21 protein-coding genes are annotated in these 20735 nt (G+C 74.7%); 7 read left to right on the plus strand and 14 right to left on the minus strand.

Going from position 1 to position 20735, the window contains the following annotated elements; translation table 11 throughout:
- Positions 1-40 precede the first annotated feature (40 nt).
- A complete protein-coding gene (locus tag ACI780_RS09190; RefSeq protein WP_456869417.1) occupies positions 41-583 on the plus strand; it encodes a hypothetical protein in 543 nt (180 codons plus the stop codon).
- Between the two features lie 62 nt (positions 584-645).
- Here ACI780_RS09190 and ACI780_RS09195 read toward each other — a convergent pair whose 3' ends face one another.
- The gene (locus ACI780_RS09195) at positions 646-2022 is read right to left on the minus strand and encodes a M23 family metallopeptidase (RefSeq protein ID WP_457002357.1); all 1377 of its coding nucleotides are present in this window, start codon (positions 2020-2022) and stop codon (positions 646-648) included.
- A gap of 229 nt (positions 2023-2251) precedes the next feature.
- Between ACI780_RS09195 and ACI780_RS09200 the strand changes: the two genes are divergently transcribed.
- Positions 2252-3316 carry a Glu/Leu/Phe/Val family dehydrogenase gene (locus ACI780_RS09200; RefSeq protein WP_457002359.1) on the plus strand — a complete coding sequence of 355 codons (1065 nt, stop codon included), beginning with the start codon at positions 2252-2254 and terminating at the stop codon, positions 3314-3316.
- A 55-nt stretch (positions 3317-3371) separates the two neighbouring features.
- Here the strand turns inward: ACI780_RS09200 and ACI780_RS09205 are convergent, their stop codons facing one another.
- Positions 3372-4130, minus strand: a complete 759-nt coding sequence (locus ACI780_RS09205; protein WP_457002361.1) for a hypothetical protein — start codon at positions 4128-4130, stop codon at positions 3372-3374.
- A gap of 516 nt (positions 4131-4646) precedes the next feature.
- Between ACI780_RS09205 and ACI780_RS09210 the strand changes: the two genes are divergently transcribed.
- A complete protein-coding gene (locus tag ACI780_RS09210; protein ID WP_075013130.1) occupies positions 4647-4865 on the plus strand; it encodes a DUF3073 domain-containing protein in 219 nt (72 codons plus the stop codon).
- 81 nt (positions 4866-4946) lie between these two features.
- On the opposite strand, the gene purM is transcribed toward ACI780_RS09210, so the two are convergent.
- Positions 4947-5999: a phosphoribosylformylglycinamidine cyclo-ligase gene (gene purM / locus ACI780_RS09215; protein ID WP_457002363.1), complete on the minus strand. Its 1053-nt coding sequence runs from the start codon at positions 5997-5999 to the stop codon at positions 4947-4949.
- Between the two features lie 10 nt (positions 6000-6009).
- Positions 6010-7563 (minus strand): amidophosphoribosyltransferase, encoded by a 1554-nt coding sequence (purF, locus tag ACI780_RS09220; protein ID WP_456869422.1) that lies wholly within the window; start codon positions 7561-7563, stop codon positions 6010-6012.
- Positions 7564-7715: 152 nt separating this feature from the next.
- Between purF and ACI780_RS09225 the strand changes: the two genes are divergently transcribed.
- The gene (locus ACI780_RS09225) at positions 7716-8057 is read left to right on the plus strand and encodes a hypothetical protein (RefSeq protein WP_456869423.1); all 342 of its coding nucleotides are present in this window, start codon (positions 7716-7718) and stop codon (positions 8055-8057) included.
- 8 nt (positions 8058-8065) lie between these two features.
- Here ACI780_RS09225 and ACI780_RS09230 read toward each other — a convergent pair whose 3' ends face one another.
- Positions 8066-8674 (minus strand): MBL fold metallo-hydrolase, encoded by a 609-nt coding sequence (locus ACI780_RS09230; protein WP_457002365.1) that lies wholly within the window; start codon positions 8672-8674, stop codon positions 8066-8068.
- A complete protein-coding gene (locus ACI780_RS09235) occupies positions 8674-9759 on the minus strand; it encodes an S-(hydroxymethyl)mycothiol dehydrogenase (protein WP_457002367.1) in 1086 nt (361 codons plus the stop codon). The genes ACI780_RS09230 and ACI780_RS09235 overlap by 1 nt, the downstream gene beginning before the upstream one ends.
- A 133-nt stretch (positions 9760-9892) precedes the next feature.
- Here ACI780_RS09235 and ACI780_RS09240 point away from each other — a divergent pair, with 133 nt between their 5' ends.
- Positions 9893-11308, plus strand: coding sequence for an OFA family MFS transporter (locus ACI780_RS09240; RefSeq protein WP_457002369.1), 1416 nt, complete (start codon positions 9893-9895; stop codon positions 11306-11308).
- Positions 11305-11463, plus strand: a complete 159-nt coding sequence (locus tag ACI780_RS09245; RefSeq protein ID WP_457002371.1) for an MFS transporter small subunit — start codon at positions 11305-11307, stop codon at positions 11461-11463. The genes ACI780_RS09240 and ACI780_RS09245 overlap by 4 nt, the downstream gene beginning before the upstream one ends.
- A 32-nt stretch (positions 11464-11495) precedes the next feature.
- Here the strand turns inward: ACI780_RS09245 and ACI780_RS09250 are convergent, their stop codons facing one another.
- The 8 genes from ACI780_RS09250 to purB all read right to left on the minus strand — a co-directional run bounded on the left by ACI780_RS09250 (position 11496) and on the right by purB (position 19107).
- Positions 11496-11885 carry a sterol carrier family protein gene (locus tag ACI780_RS09250; protein ID WP_456873125.1) on the minus strand — a complete coding sequence of 130 codons (390 nt, stop codon included), beginning with the start codon at positions 11883-11885 and terminating at the stop codon, positions 11496-11498.
- Positions 11885-14170, minus strand: coding sequence for a phosphoribosylformylglycinamidine synthase subunit PurL (gene purL, locus ACI780_RS09255; protein WP_457002374.1), 2286 nt, complete (start codon positions 14168-14170; stop codon positions 11885-11887). The genes ACI780_RS09250 and purL overlap by 1 nt, the downstream gene beginning before the upstream one ends.
- Positions 14167-14838: a phosphoribosylformylglycinamidine synthase subunit PurQ gene (purQ, locus tag ACI780_RS09260; protein ID WP_457002376.1), complete on the minus strand. Its 672-nt coding sequence runs from the start codon at positions 14836-14838 to the stop codon at positions 14167-14169. The genes purL and purQ overlap by 4 nt, the downstream gene beginning before the upstream one ends.
- 3 nt (positions 14839-14841) lie before the next feature.
- Positions 14842-15081 (minus strand): phosphoribosylformylglycinamidine synthase subunit PurS, encoded by a 240-nt coding sequence (gene purS, locus ACI780_RS09265; RefSeq protein WP_457002378.1) that lies wholly within the window; start codon positions 15079-15081, stop codon positions 14842-14844.
- Between the two features lie 90 nt (positions 15082-15171).
- The gene (locus ACI780_RS09270; protein WP_457002380.1) at positions 15172-16050 is read right to left on the minus strand and encodes a DUF559 domain-containing protein; all 879 of its coding nucleotides are present in this window, start codon (positions 16048-16050) and stop codon (positions 15172-15174) included.
- Between the two features lie 126 nt (positions 16051-16176).
- On the minus strand, positions 16177-16938 hold the full coding sequence (locus ACI780_RS09275; protein WP_457002382.1) for an alpha/beta fold hydrolase: 762 nt from the start codon (positions 16936-16938) through the stop codon (positions 16177-16179).
- 1 nt (position 16939) lies between these two features.
- Entirely contained in the window at positions 16940-17803 is an 864-nt protein-coding gene (locus ACI780_RS09280) for a phosphoribosylaminoimidazolesuccinocarboxamide synthase (protein ID WP_456873131.1), read from the minus strand.
- On the minus strand, positions 17800-19107 hold the full coding sequence (gene purB, locus ACI780_RS09285) for an adenylosuccinate lyase (protein WP_457002384.1): 1308 nt from the start codon (positions 19105-19107) through the stop codon (positions 17800-17802). The genes ACI780_RS09280 and purB overlap by 4 nt, the downstream gene beginning before the upstream one ends.
- A gap of 119 nt (positions 19108-19226) precedes the next feature.
- Between purB and ACI780_RS09290 the strand changes: the two genes are divergently transcribed.
- The gene (locus ACI780_RS09290; RefSeq protein WP_456873133.1) at positions 19227-20639 is read left to right on the plus strand and encodes an AI-2E family transporter; all 1413 of its coding nucleotides are present in this window, start codon (positions 19227-19229) and stop codon (positions 20637-20639) included.
- The last annotated feature ends 96 nt before the right edge of the window (positions 20640-20735 follow it).

Consider the following 20735-nt stretch of genomic DNA (forward strand, 5'->3'; position numbering starts at 1 on the left):
TCCCGGGGCGGGCCGCCCGGGCGGCGGCTAGCCTCGCCCCATGCGCTCCCTGACCTCCCGGTTCCGTCCTGCGCTGGTCGCCGCGGCCGCCGCCGTCCTGCTCACCTCGTGCAGCGGCGGTGGGTCCGAGAGCGAGGAGGCCGCCGAGTCCACCAGCGCCGACACCAGCTCGAGCGCGTCGTCGTCCTCGTCGAGCGAGACGAGCAGCTCCACGCCCGCCCCGACCACCAGCGACGACCCCGCCGTCGCCCAGTTCTGCAGCCAGGCCGCCTCGTTCAACGAGCTCGGCAACCAGCTCGGCAGCGCCACCCCCGAGCAGCTGCCCGGGCTGCTGCAGCAGGCGGCCGACGCCTTCGACGCCGTCCAGCCGCCGGCGGAGATCGCCACCTCCTGGCAGGCCGTGGGCGACGCCGTCCAGACCTTCGCCGACCAGGCCGGCACCATCGACGTCAGCACCCCCGACGGCCAGGCCCAGCTGCAGACCGCCGCCCAGGAGTTCGTCGGCGTCGCCAACGGCCCCGACGGCACCGCCGTCCAGCAGTTCACGCAGGCCAACTGCACCGCCGCGGCCCCCACCAGCTGACCCACCACGACGACGGCCCGTCCCCCACGTGCGGGGGACGGGCCGTCGTCGTCTCGGGGGCGTCAGCAGCCGCCGATGCTCACCCCGCGGGCGCGCAGCCACGGCACGGGGTCGACCTGGCCGCCGTACATGGCTCCCGACGGGTGGACCTCGAAGTGCAGGTGCGGGCCGGTGGACTGGCCGCGGTTGCCGACCTCGGCGATCAGCTCGCCCGCGCGCACCCGCTCACCGGTGCGCACGTACTCGGTGTTGACGTGGCCGTAGACGGTGACCGCGCCGTCGTCGCCGCGGATGTAGACGGCCAGGCCGAAGCCCGTGGCCGGACCGGTGCGGGCGACGACGCCCGAGGCGGCGGCGTAGATCGGCGTCCCGATCGGGGCGGCGATGTCGACGCCGCCGTGCAGCACCCCCCAGCGCACGCCGTAGCAGCTCGACGTGCGCCCCGAGGTCGGCTTGACGTACCCCGAGCCGCTGGCGGCCGGGGCGGTGGTGGCCGCGCCCGACGACGCGGGCGCCGCGGATCCCGAGGAGGCCGGGGCGGCCGCGGCGGCGCGGGCCGCCGCGGCGGCAGCGGCCGCCTCCTCGGCGGCGCGGGCGGCCGCGGCACGGGCGGCGGCCTCCTCGGCGTCCTTCTGGCGCTGCCACTCGGCGTAGGCGTCCCGGGCGCCCTGCAGCTCCAGCAGCCGGATCTGGGCGTCCTGGAGCTGCTGGTCGAGGGCGGCCTTGTTCGCCTCGGCGGCCTGCACCGCGCCCTGCTGCGCGGCGACCTGCGCGTCGGCCTCCGCCTTGGCGGCGGCCGCCTGCTCCTCGGCGGCGGCCATCTGGTCGCGGGTGTCCCGGGCCGCGGACTCGGCGTTGGCCTGCCGGACGCGCGCGATCTCCAGCTCCTCGAGGGCGTCGACCTGGATGTCGCCGACGTAGTCGAGCAGCGCGGCCCGCTGCACCAGCTCGCCGGGGCCGGCGGAGTCCAGCAGCGCGGCGGCGGTGGTGAGCGTGGTCCCGTTCATGTAGCTGTCGTGGGCGAACCCGCCGATCCGGGCGACCGCGGCGTCCACGGCGGCGGCCGCCGCCTCGAGGTCGGCGGCGGCCTGGTCGGCGGCGGCCTGGGCGAGCTGCAGCGCCTCCTCGGCGGCCAGGTAGGCGGTGCCGGCGGCCTCGGCCTGCACGCCCAACCGCTCGAGCTCGCTCTGGGCGAGCGCGACCTCCGCCTGCAGCCGGCCGACCTCGGCCGCGGCGGCCTCCTGCGTGGCCTCCGCGTCGGCGATCTCCCCGTCGGTCGGGTTCGGCGGCGGGGGCGGCACGGCCAGCGCCGGACCGGCGGTCGCGAGGAGGACCGCACCGGTGAGCAGACCGGCCAGCACGGCGCGGACCGGCCGGCGGTTCCTGCGGGCCGTGGCCGCCCGACCGGGGGGTCGGCGGCCGGATCGGCTCTGCAGCATCGAGCGCTCCCTGGGGGAAGAGGGGGGCGGTTGGCCGGGCCAGAGTCGCACCGGCCACCACGCGTCACGGGGGCAACACGCGGCACTGGCGTCACACCGTGACCCCGCCGCAGGGTCACCGCCTTCCGTCACACCACTTGTCGACACGACCGCGCGGCTCCTTGAGCGTCTCCCGGCCACTGAGTCCGGCGTCACGTCCGGCGGCGGCCGGGTTCTAGGCTCGGCGGTCGTGGACGTCCTCGCTTCCGGTGCCGAACAGGTGGTCTTCTGCTCCGACCCGGGCTCCGGCCTGCGGGCGGTGATCGCGATCCACTCCACGGCCCTGGGGCCCGCCCTCGGCGGCACGCGTTTCCACCCCTACGCCACCGAGGAGGAAGCGGTCGCCGACGCGCTGCGGCTGGCCCGGGCCATGTCGTACAAGAACAGCCTGGCCGGGCTCGACCTCGGCGGCGGCAAGGCCGTCGTCATCGGCGACCCGCACACCGACAAGACCGAGCCGCTGCTGCGCGCCTACGGCCGGTTCGTCGAGGCCCTGGGCGGCCGGTACCTGACCGCCTGCGACGTCGGCACCACCAACGCCGACCTCGACGTGGTGGCCCGGGAGACGCGCTTCGCCCACGGCCGCTCGGAGGTCCACGGCGGCTGCGGCGACTCCTCGGTGCTCACCGCGTTCGGCGTCTTCCAGGGCATGCGCGCGGCCGCGCAGCACCGCTGGGGCACCTCGTCGCTGGCCGGCCGCACGGTCGCCGTCGCCGGCGTCGGCAAGGTGGGCAGCTGGCTGGTCGACCGGCTGGTGACCGACGGCGCCGACGTGGTGGTCACCGACGTCGACACGGCCGCCGTCGAGCGGGTGCTGGCCCGCCACCCCGGCGTCGACGCCGTCTCCGACACCGAGACGCTGGTGCGCACTCCGGCCGACGTCTACGCCCCCTGCGCGCTCGGCGGCGCCCTCGACGACGAGACCGTGGCCGTGCTGTCGGCCGAGGTGGTCTGCGGCGGCGCCAACAACCAGCTGGCGCACGAGGGCATCGCCGAGCAGCTGACCAAGCGCGGGATCCTCTACGCCCCCGACTACCTGGTCAACGCCGGCGGCGTCATCCAGGTCGAGGACGAGCGGCACGGCTTCTCCTTCGCCCGTGCCGAGGCCAAGGCCGCCGGCATCTACGACGTCGCCCTGCGGGTGTTCGAGGCGGCCGCCGCCGAGGGGGTCTCGCCGGCCGTGGCGGCCGACCGGCTGGCCGAGGAGCGCATCCGCTCGGTGGGCCGGCTGGCCACCATCCGGCTGCCCCGCTGACAGGGAGAGGGGGCGGGCGTCGCCGCCCGCCCCCTCTCGGGGTCATGCCGTCAGGTCACGCGCAGTGGACGTCGACGAAGTAGGTCGCCGACTTCCGCACGTTGTTACCGACCTTGACCGTCACCGTCACCGTGCCGTTCTGCGGGGTGTAGGTGACCCCGTCCGGGCCGTGCGCGTCGACGATCGTGCAGCCGGCCTGGTCGGAGACCACGATCGTGTGGGTCCCCGGCTCGGCGGCCTCGACGTGCGCCTCGTGGAACGCGAGGAGGGCCGGGGCGTACTCGGAGAACTTGACGTTGCTCGCCCCGAGGGTGTCGAACCACGTCACCGCCAGACCGTCGATGTAGCCGGCCTGCCCGTGCCGCGAGAAGCGCGTGTCGATCTCGATCGGCACGTCGTTGCGGACCTTGAAGTTGTCCGTCTTGCTGTAGCGCGGGACGAAGCAGTTCTTGTTGCCCGGCGCCGTGCAGTCGAGCAGCTCGGTCGGGCTGACCCACACCTTGTAGACGCCGCCGTTGTTGGGGGTGTCGAGGTACGGGAACAGCTGCACCGTGAGGCCGCCGTCCTCGGTCGAGGCGCCTGTCACGTGGGCACACGCACCGCTCGGGGTCACGCTGGTGATGACGCCGCTCTCGTCCACGGTGAACTGCCGGCACGAGACGGGGTCGGTGGACAGCAGCGTCTTCCCGGACGGGTCGGTCACCTGGAAGCTGTACGTGCCCGCGGGCAGCCCGGCGGCGTCGTCGGGCGCGTTGACGCCCGGCCCGCCGTTGAGGTAGACGTCCTCCTTGGCCGCGTAGATGTTCAGGTTCACGGGGTTCCCGCTGGCGTCCGTGGTGAAGATGGCCCCGGACAGCGGCGCCGTGGGCGCCGCCTGGGCGGGTGCGGCGAGGGCGAACAGGGCAGCGGCACACCCCAGGGTGAGCGCAACGGCCCGTGGTGATCGACGTGACATCGCCGTCCTCCGATCGACTCGGCGCCGGCCCGGCAGGGCCGTCCTCCGGACGAGGACCCCCGGTGCTGCCGCCTGACCGGCCACGGAAAGCTAGTGCTGTGACGTGCACCACAGCCGCGTCGCCGACCTCGTGGGCGGACCGGCTGTGTGTCGCCGCCTCTCGGGGGTCCCGGACGCACGGACCGTCACAGCCGGCCTGACTACCGCGTGCCCGGTACCACGACCCCGTCGGGGGACGGCAGGGGGACGACCCGTGCCCGCGTCCGTCTCGTGTCGTAGTCTTGGTCAAGACACAGTCACTCAGTCGGGGTCGCCACGCGGGCCGTCCAGCCCGTGAGCTGGGCTCCCGTTCTCCGTTACGAGGGGGTCGAGCCGATGGGGCGCGGCCGAGCGAAGGCCAAGCAGACACGCGTGGCCCGTGAGCTCAAGTACAGCTCACCCAACACCGACCTCTCCGCGCTGCAGCGCGAGCTGGCCGGTTCACCGTCGACGTACACCGCTCCGGCGGCCAAGGACGACGACGAGGACGACGACGAGTACACCGACCGGTGGGCCGACGACGCCGACGACGACGACTGGGCGGCCAGTCGCTGACGGTCGGCTCCCCGCCGGCTCGGCCCCGGTCCAGAGGCTCGCCCCGAGCTCGCGAGGGGTGAGGGGGACCGGGGTCCTTCGTCAGCGGTAGCTGCCCACCAGGCGTGCGCCGGTGTCGCCGACGCCCACGGTGCCGGCGACCCACGCCGGCACGCCGCGGGCGGTGAGCAACCCGACCGCGGCGTCGGCCGCCTCGGCCGCGACGACGGCGACCATGCCGACGCCGCAGTTGAACGCCCGCTCGGACTCCGCGCGCGGCACGCCGTGCTCCTCGAGCAGCGCCACCGCCGCGGGCAGCGCCCAGGTGCCGCGGTCGAGCACGGCCGCCAGCCCGTCGGGCACCACCCGCGCGGTGTTGCCGGCCAGCCCGCCCCCGGTGACGTGCGCGAACGCGTGCACGCCCTCGACGCCGAGCTCGGTGACGAGCGCCAGGCAGTCCAGGGCGTAGATGCGGGTGGGCTCGAGCAGCACGTCGCCCAGCGGGCGGTCGAGTCCCGCGGGCGTGGCGGCGAGGTCCAGACCGGCGGCCGACACCACCCGGCGCACCAGCGAGTAGCCGTTGGAGTGGAAGCCGCTGGCGGCCATCGCGACCACCACGTCGCCCTCGCGGACCCGCTCGGGGCCCAGCACGGCGTCGGCCTCCACGACGCCGACCGCGGTGGCGGCCAGGTCGTACTCGTCGGCGTGCATCAGGTCGCCGTGCTCGGCGGTCTCCCCGCCGACCAGCGCGGCCCCGGCCTGCTCGCAGCCGGCCGCGATGCCGGTGACGATCGCGGCCACCCGCTCGGGCACGACCCGGCCGACGGCCACGTAGTCCTGCAGGAACAGCGGTTCCGCGCCGCAGGCCACCAGGTCGTCGACGACCATCGCGACCAGGTCGATGCCCACGGTGTCGTGCCGGTCCAGCCGCCGCGCGAGCGCGATCTTGGTGCCGACGCCGTCGGTGGACGAGGCGATCAGCGGCCGCCGGTAGCGGGCGGTGTCCAGCGCGAACAGGCCGGCGAAGCCGCCCAGGCCGCCCACGACCTCCGGACGGCGGGTCCGCTCGACCGCGGTCCGCATGAGGGTGACCGCCCGCTCACCGGCGTCGATGTCGACGCCGGACGCCGCGTAGGTGAACTCCCCCGCGCTCACGGACGACCGCTCACGGACGGGTCAGGGCGTCGTCGGCACCGCCGGACACCGTGGGGCTGCCGGCCTGCCGGCCGGTCCAGCCGCTGACCGAGCGGGCGTCGTCGACCCGGCGGCCGATGCCCTCCAGCACGTGCTTGCCCAGCACCCCGGCCTCACCGAGCGGGATCGGGTAGTCGCCGCTGAAGCAGGCGGTGCACAGCCGGGTGGCCGGCTGCTCGGTGGCGGCGACCAGCCCCTGCTCGGAGACGTAGCCGAGGGAGTCGGCGTTGATGGAGGCGCGCACGCCGTCGACGTCGAGGCCGTTGGCCACCAGCTCGGCGCGGCTGGCGAAGTCGATGCCGTAGAAGCACGGCCACTTCACCGGCGGGCTGGAGATCCGCACGTGCACCTCGACCGCCCCGGCCTCGCGCAGCATGCGGATCAGCGCGCGCTGGGTGTTGCCCCGCACGATCGAGTCGTCGACGACGACCAGCCGCTTGCCGCGGATGACGTCGCGCAGCGGGTTGAGCTTGAGCCGGATGCCCAGCTGCCGGATGGTCTGCGACGGCTGGATGAAGGTGCGCCCGACGTAGGAGTTCTTGACCAGGCCCAGGCCGTAGGGGATGCCGCTGGCCTCGGCGTACCCGACCGCGGCCGGGGTGCCCGACTCCGGCACCGGGATGACCAGGTCGGCGTCGGCCGGGTGCTCCCGGGCCAGCCGGCGGCCGATCTCCACGCGGGCGGCGTGCACGCTGCGGCCGCCGATCGTGGTGTCGGGACGGGCGAGGTAGACGTACTCGAAGACGCAGCCCTTGGGCTCGGCGGCGGCGAAGTGCTGGCTTCGCAGCCCGTTCTCGTCGATGGCGAGCAGCTCGCCGGGCTCGACCTCGCGGACGACGGAGGCACCCACGATGTCCAGCGCCGCGGTCTCGCTGGCCACGACCCAGCCGCGCTCGAGCCGGCCGAGCACGAGCGGGCGCACGCCCTGCGGGTCGCGCGCGGCGTAGAGGGTGTCCTCGTCCATGAAGGTGAGGCTGAACGCGCCGCGCAGCTGCGGGAGCACCTCCATGGCCGCGGCCTCGACGCTCATGTCCGGCCGGGCGGCGATCAGCGAGGTGACCAGGTCGGAGTCGGTGCTCGCGGTGAACGCGCCGGGGACGCCGGCGTCGGCGGCCCGGCTGGCGAGCTCGGCGGTGTTGACCAGGTTGCCGTTGTGGCACAGCGCCAGGCCGGTGCCGGCGTCGGTGGTGCGGAACGTCGGCTGGGCGTTCTCCCAGGTGGAGGACCCGGTGGTGGAGTACCGGGTGTGGCCGACGGCGAGGTGGCCGCGCAGGCTGCCCAGCGTCGCCTCGTCGAACACCTGGCTGACCAGCCCGAGGTCCTTGTAGACGACGACCGACGCGCCGTCGGAGACCGCGATGCCGGCCGCCTCCTGCCCGCGGTGCTGGAGCGCGTACAGGCCGAAGTAGGCCAGCTTCGCGACCTCCTCCCCCGGCGCCCAGACACCGAAGACGCCGCAGGCGTCCTGGGGACCGGGAGCGGAGGGATCGAGGGCGTGCGTCAGCCGTCCGTCACCGCGAGGCACCCCCCGAGCCTACGCGGCGACGGCGTGCCACCCGCCGACCGCGCCGTGACCGTCACCACGGCGGCGTGAGATCGGGCCGGCCCGGAGGCCGGTGGAACCCCGGGCGGGGTCCGGCGCGTTGACCGTCGGCACGCACTGGAGAGGATCCGAGCATGAGCAGCGACCGGCCCGACCCGCAGGAGTTCCTCGAGATGGCGCAGCGGATGCTGCGCGGGTTGTTCGACCAGCCGCGCGGGGGTGAGGACCCCTGGGCGCGAGCGACCGAGCGGGGCTCGGCCCCGTGGGAGCGCCACCGCGAGCCCAGCCCCGGTGAGCGACGCGAGAACCTCACGTTCGCCCTCGCCACCCGCGCCGTCGAGGCGCTGGAGGACCTCGCGCTCAACGTCGCGGCGATCCGCCAGCGCCTGGAGCGGTCCTCGGCCCAGGACGAGTCGTCGGCCCGGGACGACCGGCCCGGCGAGGACGGCGCGAAGCGGGACGCCGGTCCCGCCTGACCACCGTCCTACCGGACGGTGCCGATCTCGGCGGAGATGCGGGTGTCCTCGCCGTGCCCGGTGTGCACGACGGTGTCGCCGTGCAGGGTCAGCAGCTTGGCGCGGATCGACCGCACGATCGTCGGGTGGTCGCTGAACGAGCGGCCGGTGGCGCCCGGCCCGCCGGAGAAGAGCGTGTCCCCGGTGAACACCGCGGCCAGGTCGGGCGCGTGCAGGCAGGTGCTGCCCGGCGAGTGACCGGGGGTGTGCAGCGCGGTCAGGCCCGTGCCGGCCACCCGGAACCGGGTGCCCTCGGCGAGCGCCTCGTCGGGGCGGGCCTGGGGGTGCACCACGTCCCACAGCATCGTGTCGGCGGGGTGGAACCAGATCGGCGCGCCGGTGGCCTCCCGCAGGTCGACGGCGGCGGTGATGTGGTCGTTGTGCCCGTGGGTGAGCACGATCGCCGTCACCCGCCGCCCGCCGATGGCCTCGACGATCGGCTCGGCGCGGTGCGGGGCGTCGATGACGAGCACCTCGTCGTCGTCGCCGACGAGCCAGACGTTGTTGTCGACGTCGAAGTCCTGCCCGTCGAGGCTGAACACCCCGGAGACGACGGTCTTCTCGATGCGGACGGCCATCAGAGCACGACCACGGAACGCAGCACGTCGCCCCTGTGCATCTTCTCGAACGCGGCCTCGACGTCCTCGAGGCCGACCGTCTCGGTGACGAAGTCGGCCAGCGGGAAGCGGCCCTGCCGGTAGAGGTCGGCCAGCAGCGGGAAGTCGCGGCTGGGCAGGCAGTCGCCGTACCAGGAGGACTTCAGCGCCCCGCCGCGGCCGAACAGCTCGATCATCGGCAGGGTCAGCTGCATGTCCGGCGTCGGCACCCCGACCAGCACGACGCGGCCGGCCAGGTCGCGGGCGTAGAAGGCCTGGGTGAACACCTCCGGGCGGCCCACGGCGTCGATGGCGACGTCGACGCCGAACCCGTTCGTGACGCCCTTGATCGCCTCGACCGGGTCGGTGGTGCGGGAGTTGACGGTGTGGGTGGCGCCGAACGCCTCCGCCCACGCCAGCTTCCGGTCGTCGACGTCGACGGCCACGATCGTCGTCGCCCCGGCCAGCTTCGCCCCGGCGATGGCGGCGTCCCCGACGCCGCCGCAGCCGAAGACCGCGACGCTCTCGCCGCGCTGCACGCCGCCGGTGTGGATCGCGGCGCCGACGCCGGCCATCACGCCGCAGCCGAGCAGCCCGGCGGCGGTGGCCGGGGTGGCGGGGTCGACCTTCGTGCACTGCCCGGAGTACACCAGCGTCTTCTCCGCGAAGGCGCCGATGCCCAGCGCCGGCGACAGCGCGGTGCCGTCGGCCAGCGTCATCTGCTGGGCGGCGTTGTGCGTGTCGAAGCAGTACTGGAGTTGCCCCTTGAGGCAGGCGCGGCACTGCCCGCAGACGGCCCGCCAGTTCAGGACCACGAAGTCGCCGACGGCGACGTTGGTGACGCCCTCGCCGACGGCGGAGACGACGCCGGCGGCCTCGTGGCCGAGCAGGAACGGGTACTCGTCGTTGATGCCGCCCTCGCGGTAGTGCAGGTCGGTGTGGCACACCCCGCAGGCCTGCACGTCGACGACGGCCTCCCCGGGCCCGGGATCGGGCACGACGATCGTCTCGACGGTCACGGGAGCACCCTTGCTGCGGGCGACCACGCCCCTCACCTCGTAGGCCATGCGCTGACCCTACGGGCGCCGCTCCCGCTGGTCAGGACCCGCTCGACGCGCGGGTTCCGGGACACCGACGTAGCGTTCTCGACTGGTCAGGACCCGTGCGGGGGCCGGCCGTGCCGACCGAGCGGAGGTCACCGTGGCGCTACCCGGCTTCCTGCGGCGAGAGCGCATCGTCGCCCGACCCGGCTTCAACCGCTGGCTCATCCCGCCGGCGGCCCTGGCGGTGCACCTGTGCATCGGTCAGGCGTACGCCACGAGCGTCTACAAGACCGCCCTCGTCGAGCACTTCGAGACGACCCAGACGGCGATCGGCATCGTCTTCTCCATCGCCATCGTCATGCTCGGCCTGTCGGCCGCGCTGTTCGGGACGTGGGTCGACCGCAACGGGCCGCGCGCGGCGATGTTCACCGCGGCCTGCTTCTGGGTCACCGGCTTCCTCGTCGGCGGGCTCGGGATCGCCACCGGCCAGCTGTGGCTGCTCTACCTCGGCTACGGCGTCATCGGCGGCATCGGTCTGGGCATCGGCTACATCTCGCCGGTCTCCACGCTGATCAAGTGGTTCCCCGACCGCCCGGGTCTGGCCACCGGCATGGCGATCATGGGCTTCGGCGGCGGTGCGCTCATCGCCTCGCCGCTGTCCCGGCAGCTGATGAGCTGGTACGACCCGGGCTACGACGGCACCGCCGGCACGGTCCCCGACGGCAGCGCCGTCGCCGCGCTCTTCTTCACCTTCGCCGCCGTCTACCTGGTCTTCATGATGTTCGGCGCCTTCATCGTCCGGGTGCCCGCCGAGGGCTGGAAGCCGGCCGGCTTCGACCCGTCCACGGTCAAGCAGAAGGCGCTGGTCACCACGGAGAGCGTCTCGGCCCGCAACGCCGTCAAGACGCCGCAGTTCTGGCTGCTGTGGACCGTGCTGTTCTGCAACGTCACCGCGGGCATCGGCATCCTCGAGCAGGCCGCGCCGATGATCCAGGACTTCTTCCGCTCCGGGGACACCTCGACGGTCGCCGCCACCGCCGCGGCCGGCTTCGTCGGCGTCCTGTCGCTGTTCAACATGGCGGGCCGGTTCGTGTGGTCCTCGACGTCGGACTACATCGGCCGCAAGCCGATCTACATGGTCTACCTGGGCGTCGGCCTGCTGCTCTACGTCGCGCTGGCCACCATCGGCAGCAGCGCCACCTGGGTGTTCGTGCTGCTCGCCGCGGTGATCATCTCCTTCTACGGCGGCGGGTTCGCCACCATCCCGGCCTACCTGCGCGACCTGTTCGGCACCTACCAGGTGGGCGCCATCCACGGCCGGCTGCTCACCGCCTGGTCGGCCGCCGGGATCGCCGGTCCGCTGATCGTCAACAGCGTCCTCGACACCCAGGGCGAGCCCGGCAGCCTGGTGGCGGCCAACTACCGGCCGGCGCTGTTCATCATGGTCGGCCTGCTCGCCGTCGGGTTCGTCGCCAACCTGCTGGTGCGCCCGGTGGCCAGCAAGTGGCACGAGCCGCGCCACGACGCCGCCCCGGCCACCACCGCGACCCGCGAACGGAGCGCCACCCGATGAGCACGTCGATCTCGAACGAGCAGTCCGCCAACGGGCAGCAGCCCGTGCACACGCCCACCGGGCTGATCGCGTTCGCGTGGACGCTGGTCGGCGTCCCGCTGGCCTACGGCCTGTACCAGACGGTGAAGACGGCACTCACCCTCTTCACCGGCTGACCCCGCCGGCCACTGCCGCGGAAGGCCACGGATCAGGACCGGCGCAGGGGCGGCAGGGGCAGGTGCGCTGACAGATCGGCGCGGTTGCCGCTGGCGCTGACCCGCCCGTCGGCGACGGCCTCGGCCCAGCCCAGCTCGCCGGTGGCCAGCCGCAGCCAGGTGGCCGCGTCGGTCTCGACGACGTTCGGTGGGGTGCCGCGGGTGTGCCGCGGCCCGGGCACCAGCTGGACGGCGACGTGCGGCGGCACTCGCAGCTCCACCGAACGGCCGGGGACCTGCTGGGCCAGCCATCGGGCGCTGGTCTTCACCGCCGCGCCCAGCAGCGGCCGCGACGGCTGCTCGGCCTCCCCGGTCAGCCACGGGCGGACCGCGTCGACGGCGGCGCGCAGCTCGTCGGCGGGGATCGGCTGCTGCGCCGGCATCAGCTGGTCGGGACGGCGCCCGCCGGCACCGTGCCCACGGTGGCCTCGGGCGTGCCGAACAGCGCGGGCAGGGTGGCCGTCCAGGCGGCGCGCAGCTCGGCCAGCGGGAGCTCGGCGACGCCGTCGACGGTGAGCGCGTCCCCGCCGGTGGTGCCGAGCTCGGTCACGGCCACCCCGGCCCACTCGGCGGTGGTGCGCACCGCCTCGGGGTCGGTCGTGGTGACGGCGGCCCGGGCGCCGGACTCGCTGAACAGCGCGGTGAAGGGGTCGTCCCCCAGGCGCAGCGTCGCGCCGGCGCCGTACCGCAGCGCCGACTCCGCGAGCGCCTGCGCGAGGCCGCCGTCGGCGAGGTCGTGGGCGGAGGTGAGCAGCCCCTCGCGGGCCAGCGCGCCGAGCAGCTCGCCGAGCACCCGCTCGGCCTCCAGGTCGACGGCCGGTGGCCGCCCGCCGAGGTGGCCGTGGACGACGCTCGCCCAGGCCGACCCGCCGAACTCCGGCCGGGTCTCGCCGAGCAGCAGCACCGTCTCGCCGTCGGCCCGCCAGCCGGTGGGCACCCGGGTGCGGACGTCGTCGTGCACGCCGAGGACGCCGATGACCGGCGTCGGGTTGATCGCGACGTCGCCGGTCTGGTTGTAGAGGCTCACGTTGCCGCCGGTGACCGGCAGCCCCAGGTCGCGGCAGGCGTCGGCCAGGCCGCGGACGGCCTCGGCGAACTGCCACATGACCTCGGGCTCCTCCGGGGAGCCGAAGTTCAGGCAGTTGGTGACCGCCAGCGGCCGGGCGCCGCTGACGGCGACGTTGCGGTAGGCCTCGGCCAGGTTCAGCTGCGCGCCGGCGTAGGGGTCCAGGCGGGCGAAGCGGGCGTTGCCGTCGAGGCTCAGCGCGATGCCGCGGTGGGTGTCCTCGTCGATGCGGACCACCCCGGCGTCGTCGGGCTGGGCGAGCACGGTGTTGCCGCGGACGTAGCGGTCGTACTGCTCGGTGACCCAGGTCTTGTCCGCGCCGTCGGGGCTGGCGACGACGGCGAGCCAGTGCGCGGCCAGCTCCTCGGGCGTCTGCGGGCGGGGCAGCGCGGCGGGGTCGTCGGCCCGCAGGTCGTCGAGGTCGGCGGGGCGCTGCATCGGCCGCTCGTACACCGGGCCCTCGTGGGCGACGGTGCGCGGCGGGACGTCGACGATCCGCTCGCCGTGCCAGTCGACGGTGAGCCGGTCGCCGTCGGTCACCTCACCGATGACGGTGGCCAGCACGTCCCACTTCCGGCAGACCGCGAGGAACTGCTCGACCTTGCCCGGCTCGACGATCGCGCACATGCGCTCCTGCGACTCGCTCATCAGGATCTCGGCCGGCGTCAGGGTGCTGTCGCGCAGCGGGACGCGGTCGAGGTCGACGTGCATGCCGCCGGTGCCGGCGCTGGCCAGCTCCGACGTCGCGCAGGACAGCCCGGCGCCGCCGAGGTCCTGGATGCCGGTGACCAGGTCGGCGGCGAAGATCTCCAGGCACGCCTCGATGAGCAGCTTCTCGGTGAACGGGTCGCCGACCTGCACGCTCGGCCGCTTGGCCGGGCCCTGCTCGTCGAAGGTCTCGCTGGCCAGCACGCTCACGCCGCCGATGCCGTCGCCGCCGGTGCGGGCGCCGAAGAGGACGACCTTGTTGCCCACGCCCTCGGCCTTGGCCAGCCGCACGTCCTCGTGCCGCATGACGCCGACGCACAGCGCGTTGACCAGCGGGTTGCCGGTGTAGCAGTCGTCGAAGAGCAGCTCGCCGCCGATGTTGGGCAGGCCCAGGCAGTTGCCGTAGCCGCCGACCCCGGCGATGACGCCGGGCAGCACGCGGGCGGTGTCGGGGGCGTCGGCGCGACCGAACCGCAGCGAGTCCATGACGGCGACCGGTCGGGCGCCCATGGTGAGGATGTCGCGGACGATGCCGCCGACGCCGGTGGCCGCGCCCTGGTAGGGCTCGACGTAGCTCGGGTGGTTGTGCGACTCGACCTTGAAGGTGACGGCGTAGCCGTCGCCGACGTCGACCACGCCGGCGTTCTCGCCGATGCCGACGAGCAGGTGCTCACCGCGCGGCAGGTCACCGAAGCGGCGCAGGTGCACCTTCGAGCTCTTGTAGGAGCAGTGCTCGCTCCACATGACCGAGTACATGGCCAGCTCGGCGGTGGTGGGCCGGCGGCCCAGGATGTCGCGGATGCGCGCGTACTCGTCGCTCTTGAGGCCCAGCTCGGCCCAGGGCTGCTCGTCGTCGGGGGTCTTCGCGGCGACCTCGACCGTGTCGACGCTCATGCGCCCACGACCGACTGCAGCACGCTGGTGAAGAAGGGCAGCCCGTCGGTGGAGGGCCCGGTGAGCTCCTCGACGGCGTGCTCGGGGTGGGGCATCAGCCCGACCACCCGGCCGTCGGCGCTGGTGACCCCGGCGATGTCGCGGAGGCTGCCGTTGGGGTTGCCACCGACGTAGCGGACGGCGACCCGGCCCTCGCCCTCGAGCCGCTCGAGGTCGGCCGGTGCGGCGACGTAGCGGCCCTCGCCGTTCTTGACCGGGACGACGATCTCCTGGCCGGGCGCGTAGGCCTGCGTCCAGGCGGTGTCGGCCCGCTCGATGCGCAGCCGCTGGTCGCGGTTGCGGAAGTGCAGGTGGCTGTTGCGGGTGAGCGCGCCGGGCAGCAGGCCCGCCTCGCACAGCACCTGGAAGCCGTTGCAGATGCCGAGCACCGGGAGGCCGTCCCGGGCGGCCTGCACGACGTCCTGCACCAGCGGCGACCGGGCGGCGATGGCGCCGGCGCGCAGATAGTCGCCGTAGGAGAAGCCGCCGGGCAGGACGACGGCGTCGACGTCCCGCAGGTCGTGGTCGGCGTGCCAGAGGACGACCGGCTCGGCGCCGGCGAGACGCACCGCGCGGGCGGCGTCGACGTCGTCGAGGGAGCCCGGGAAGGTGATGACCCCGATGCGCACGGCTCAGGCCCCCGGCAGGTGCAGCTCGACGTCCTCGATGACCGGGTTGGCCAGCAGCGTCTCGGCGATCTGCTCGAGCTCGGCCCGGTCGGGGGTGCCCTCGACGTCGAGGACGAAGTGCTTGCCCTGGCGGACCCCGGTGACCTGCGTGTGGCCGAGGCGGCCGAGTGCGCCGAGCACCGCCTGCCCCTGCGGGTCGGAGATCTCGGGCTTGAGGACGACGTCCACGACCACCTGAGGCACGGCTCCCGAGCGTACCGGGGCCCGCGCGGTGGCCGAGATCGGCGCTGTCGTGGCCATCAGCGCTCGATGGCCACGAGACCGCCGATCTCGTCAGCGCAGCGCCCGGCGGATCTCCGCGATCACCTCGTCCGGGCGCCCGAGGACGTCGGCCGAGGTGAAGCGGAGCACGGTCCAGCCGGCCGCGACCAGGCGGTTCTGCCGGCGCACGTCCCCGACGAAGACGTCGCGGTCGCGGTGGACGTCGCCGTCGAACTCGACGATCACCCGCCGGTCGGGCCAGGCCAGGTCCGCGCGGCCGAGCTGCCGTCCGGCGCCGTCGCGGACGACGTGCTGCAGGACCGGGTCGGGCAGACCCGCGGCGTGCACCAGCCACCGCAGCACCGACTCCATCGGGGACTCCGCGCGCGGGTCGGCGACCGGCAGGACGGCGCGGGCGCGGGCCGACCCGCGGCCGGTCGGCCGTCGGGCCAGCTGGCGCTCGAGGTCGGCCCGCGACACCCAGCGGTCGAGGAACTGGTCGGTCACGGCGAGCAGGGCCGGCGGCTGCAGCACGCCGGCGAGGTCGCGCCACGTCCGCTCCGGCGTGGTGACGGGCATCGCGCCACGCCGGGTCACGTCCGCCGCCGGCAGGGGCGTCCTGTGCACCCGGCGGTCGCGGCGGCTCCCCGACCGGGAGCTCATCGGGACGGTCACGTCGACCCGCCGGTCGGAGCGGTCCTGCAGCGGGACCTCGACGTCCCAGAGGACCGCGGCGGTGGTGTGACTGGCCGCGGCTCCGGGCGGCGCGGTCAGCAGGACGGCGGCGAGCCGGGAGCGCACCTCGCCGGACATCGCACGCGGCAGGTAGGTGTCGCGGGAGAGGCGCTCGACGTCGGCGTGTCGCAGCTGCCAGTCGCGGACGCCGGCGTCGAGCGCCTGCGCCCGGGTCGCGGGCCCGGTGAGACGGGATCGGACACGACGGGTCGGCACCCGCGCACTCTGGCGCGAACGGCACGCGTCCCGCTCCCGTCGTCCACAGGCCCCTCCCGCGAGATCGGCGGTCTCGTGGCGATCAGCGGCTGATGGCAACGAGACCGCCGATCTCGCGGTGAGAGGTCAGGCGACGACGAGGCGCCAGACGGCGTCGGGGTCCTCCCAGTGCGCGTTGTGGCCGGCGCCCTCGATCAGCACCGCGCCGGGGTCGATCCGCCGCATCGCGGGCAGACCCACCATCGGGTCCGCCGAGCCGGCCGCCAGCCGCAGCGGCGCCCGCGCGCGGGACAGCACCTCCTCGACCGGCGGGCCGACGGCGCCGAACGCGCGCGGGTCGAGAGCCGGCGTCCAGCCGCCGTCGACCTCCCGGACGCCGGCGGCGGCCACCTCGGAGGACGGGTCCACGAGCCCGGTCAGCCCGGCCAGCCGCAGGTGCCGCTCGACCGCCTCCTCCCGCGTGGCGAACACCTGCGGGGGACGGGAGGCGAGACGGCGGGCGCCGGCCTCCTCCTCGGGCGTCCACTCGATCTTGACGCCGACGGCGACCACCCGGTCCACCTCGACGCCGTACCAGCCGCCGGCGAGCACCGCGCCGACGACGCCGCCGAAGGAGTGCCCGAGCACGGTGACCCGCTCGGCGCCGGAGGCCACCGCCACCGCGGCCACGTCGGCGGCGTGGACCGCGTACCCGTAGGGCGGCTCCGCGAGGGAGGCCCCGTGCCCGCGCAGGTCCGGCACCGCCCAGGAGCCGGGCCAGGAGCGCTCGACCAGCGGCAGCAGCCGGTCCCACACCGCGCCGGTGGCCCCCAGCCCGTGCAGCAGGAGCAGCAGGTCGCCGCCCGACCCTCCCGAGCGGTAGCTGGTACCGGCGCGCGTCGAGGACACGTCAGCGGAAGGTAGTGCCCGTGAGCTGCTCGTAGGCGGCGACGTATCGCTCCCGCGTGGCGGCGACGACGTCGTCGGGCAGCGCGGGCGGGGGCGAGACGCGGTCCCAGCCCGAGGAGGTCAGCCAGTCGCGGACGTACTGCTTGTCGAACGACGGCTGCGGCGAGCCCGGCGACCACGACGCCGCCGGCCAGAAGCGGGACGAGTCGGGCGTGAGCACCTCGTCGCCGAGCACCAGCCCCCCGTCGTCGGCCAGCCCGAACTCGACCTTCGTGTCGGCCAGCAGGATCCCCGCACCCGCGGCGATCTCGGCGCCGCGGCGGTACAGCGCCAGCGTCAGCTCGCGCAGCTCCGCGGCCCGGGCGGCGCCCACCAGCGACTCGACGCGCGCGAAGTCGATCGCCTCGTCGTGCTCGCCGGCGGCGGCCTTGGTCGACGGCGTGAACACCGGCTCGGGCAGCCGCGACCCCTCGACCAGCCCCGGGGGCAGCGGCACGTCGCGGATCGAGCCGGTGCGCGTGTACTCCGCCGTCCCCGAGCCGGCCAGGTAGCCGCGGGCCACGCACTCCACCGGCAGCATCTCCAGCCGCCGCACCAGCACCGCCCGGCCGGCCACGGCGGCCGGCACGTCGGTGGCCGACAGCAGGTGGTGGGCGGCGCCGAACGCGTCGAGCACCGGGGCGAGCTGCTCGAACCACCAGACCGACAGCTGGGTGAGCACCCGCCCCTTGTCCGGGATCGGCGTCGGCAGCACGTGGTCGTAGGCCGAGATCCGGTCGGAGGCCACGAGCAGCAGCCGCCCCGGCCCGGCGTCGTAGACCTCGCGGACCTTGCCGCGCGCGACGAGGGGCAGGTCGAGGGTCACGACAGCGCGGCCAGCCGGTCGAACAGCGGGCCGAGGTTGCGCACGTAGCCCTCGGGCCGGCAGATCTCGTCCAGCCGCGCCTCGTCGAGGGCGACCCCGGAGGCGGCCGCGCGGGACCGCAGCGTCTCCCGGAACGGCGTGCCGCCGTTCCACGTCTCCATGGCCGCGCCCTGCACCAGGGCGTAGGCGTCCTCCCGCGACAGCCCCGACTCGACGAGCTCCAGCAGGACGGCGGAGGTGTAGATCAGCCCGCCGGTGAGGTCGAGGTTGGCCCGCATCCGGTCGGCGTCGACGACGAGGCCCTCCACCAGGCCGGTGGTCAGGTGCAGCAGGTAGTCGGTGGTGATGGCGGCGTCGGGGAGGAAGACCCGCTCGGTGGAGGAGTGCGAGATGTCGCGCTCGTGCCACAGCGGGATGCCCTCCATCACCGGGACGACGGCAGCGCGCACCACCCGCGCGAGCCCGGCGATCCGCTCCGAGCGGATCGGGTTCTTCTTGTGCGGCATCGCGCTGGAGCCCTTCTGGCCGGAGCCGAAGGCCTCCGACAGCTCCCGCACCTCGGTGCGCTGCCCGTGCCGCACCTCCAGCGCGACCGCCTCGCACACCGTGGCGATCACCGCGAGCGCCGCGACCCACTCGCTGATCGAGTCGCGGATGACCACCTGGGTCGAGGCGTCGGCCGGCCGCAGGTCCAGCGCCTGGGCGACGGCGACCTCGACCGACGGGTCGATGAGCGAGTACGTGCCGACGGCGCCGGAGATCGCGACGACGCCGACGCGCTCGCGGGCCGCGCGCAGCCGGTCGCGGGAGCGGGCCGCGGCGAAGGCGAGGTCGGCGACCCGGTGCCCCCACACGACCGGCTCGGCGTGCACGCCGTGGGTGCGGCCGACCCGGAGCGTCGCGCGGTGCGCCAGGCCGTGGTCGCGCAGCGCCGCCACCAGCCGGTCGGCCTTGGCCAGCAGCACGTCGGTGGCCTCGGTCAGCTGCACGGCCAGCGCGGTGTCGAGCAGGTCCGACGACGTCATGCCGTGGTGCACGTACGCCGCGGCCGACCGCGGCTCGGTGTTGTCGGCCCACGCGGTGAGGAAGGCGATGACGTCGTGCTGCGTCGTCTCCTCGATCTCCGCCACGCGGGCCGGGGTCGGGGGCGGGGCGTCGCGCACCGGCTGCACCACCTCCGCCGGCACCCGCCCCGCGGCCGCGTGCGCCTCGAGCACCAGCGTCTCCACCCGGCACCAGAGCTCGTACTTGTGCTCGTCGCTCCAGACCCGGCCCATCTCGGGGAGCGTGTAGCGGTCGATCACGCGGGTACCGCCCGCACCCGGTCGGTTCGTCCACGGTCAGGTCGTCGCAGCACGGGGGCATCCTCCCGCAGGGCTAGCGTGATCGCGTACGGCCCCCACTCCCGCGGAAGGACCTGGCGATGCTGCGACGGGCCACCCACCTGGTCGCCCGGGCGCGCGAGCGCATCCGGACCGCGAGCGAGCGCGACCCGTACACCTGGTCCCCGCGCGACGACGACCGGGCGATCCTGGTGCACGACACCGGCACCGACGCCGTCCCCGACGAGTGCCCGCCCGACGGCGACCCGCCGCTGGGCAGCCCCGAGCCCGGCGCCCCCGACCTCGACGGGCCGCTGGCCCCCGGCGGGGTGAGCGGTCCGCCCGAGGGGGGCCGGCCGCACCGGCCCGCCGAGCGCACCCGGCGGCTGCTCGGGCCCGGGTACGACCCGCCGCACGGTGACGCCGCGGTGCCCAGCGGCCTGCGCACGGCGGCCGCGTGGTCGTGGCGGCTGATCGCCGTCCTGGCCGGCCTGTACGTCCTGCTGTACGTGGCCTCCCACGTCGCCGTCGTCCTCGTCCCGGTGATGGTCGGGCTGCTGCTGGCGGCCCTGTTCCAGCCCGGTGCGGCCGCGTTGATCCGGCACGGCTGGCCACGGTCGCTCGCCGCCACCCTCATGCTGCTGGTCGGGCTGGGAGTGGTGGCCGGGATCATCACGATGGTCGTCCAGCAGGTGACCGCCGGCTTCACCGACCTCGCCGACCAGGTCACCGAGGGGCTCGACCAGATCCGCGACTTCGTCGTCGAGACCTTCCCGGTCACCCAGCGGCAGATCGACGAGGCGCTGACCCAGGTGCAGGACTTCTTCACCACCAACCAGGAGACGCTCGCCAGCGGGGCGCTCACCACGGCCGCCACGGTCGGCGAGGTGTTCACCGGCATCGTCCTGACGCTGTTCACGCTGTTCTTCTTCCTCAAGGACGGCCGGTCCATCTGGCTGTGGCTGGTGGGCCTGTTCCCGCGCGACTCGCGCCCCTACCTCGACGAGGCCGCTCGCCGCTCGTGGCGCACGCTGATCTCCTACGTCCGCGCCACCGTCGTCGTCGCGGCCTTCGACGCCGTCGGCATCGGCATCGGCCTGGCGATCCTGGGCGTCCCGCTGGTGGTCCCGCTGGCCGCGCTGGTCTTCCTGGGCGCGTTCATCCCGCTCATCGGGTCGTTCCTCGCCGGCACCATCGCGGTGCTCGTGGCGCTGGTCTCCGTCGGCCTGGTGAAGGCCCTGATCGCCCTGGCGATCGTCATCCTGGTCATGCAGATCGAGGCGCACCTGCTGCAGCCGCTGCTGCTGGGCAGGGCCGTGCACGTGCACCCACTGGCCGTCGTGCTGGCGATCGCAGCCGGAGTGCTCCTGGCGGGCATCTTCGGCGCGCTGATCGCGGTCCCGCTGGTGGCCTGCGCCAACGTGGCCGGCACCTACCTGTCGCGTCGGCACGAGGGGCCGCGCCCGCCCGAGCCGCGCCCGGAGCGGGCCCGCCCGGCGGTGGGCGTCCGCTGAGGCGGGGCGCGCCGGGATCAGGTGACCTGATCGTCGGGCGTCCTCCCGGACGGTGGGACGTGAGGGAGGACGCTGCGGAGTGCGGGTGGACGCGCT

It is taken from the genome of Geodermatophilus sp. SYSU D00814, from assembly GCF_054050055.1.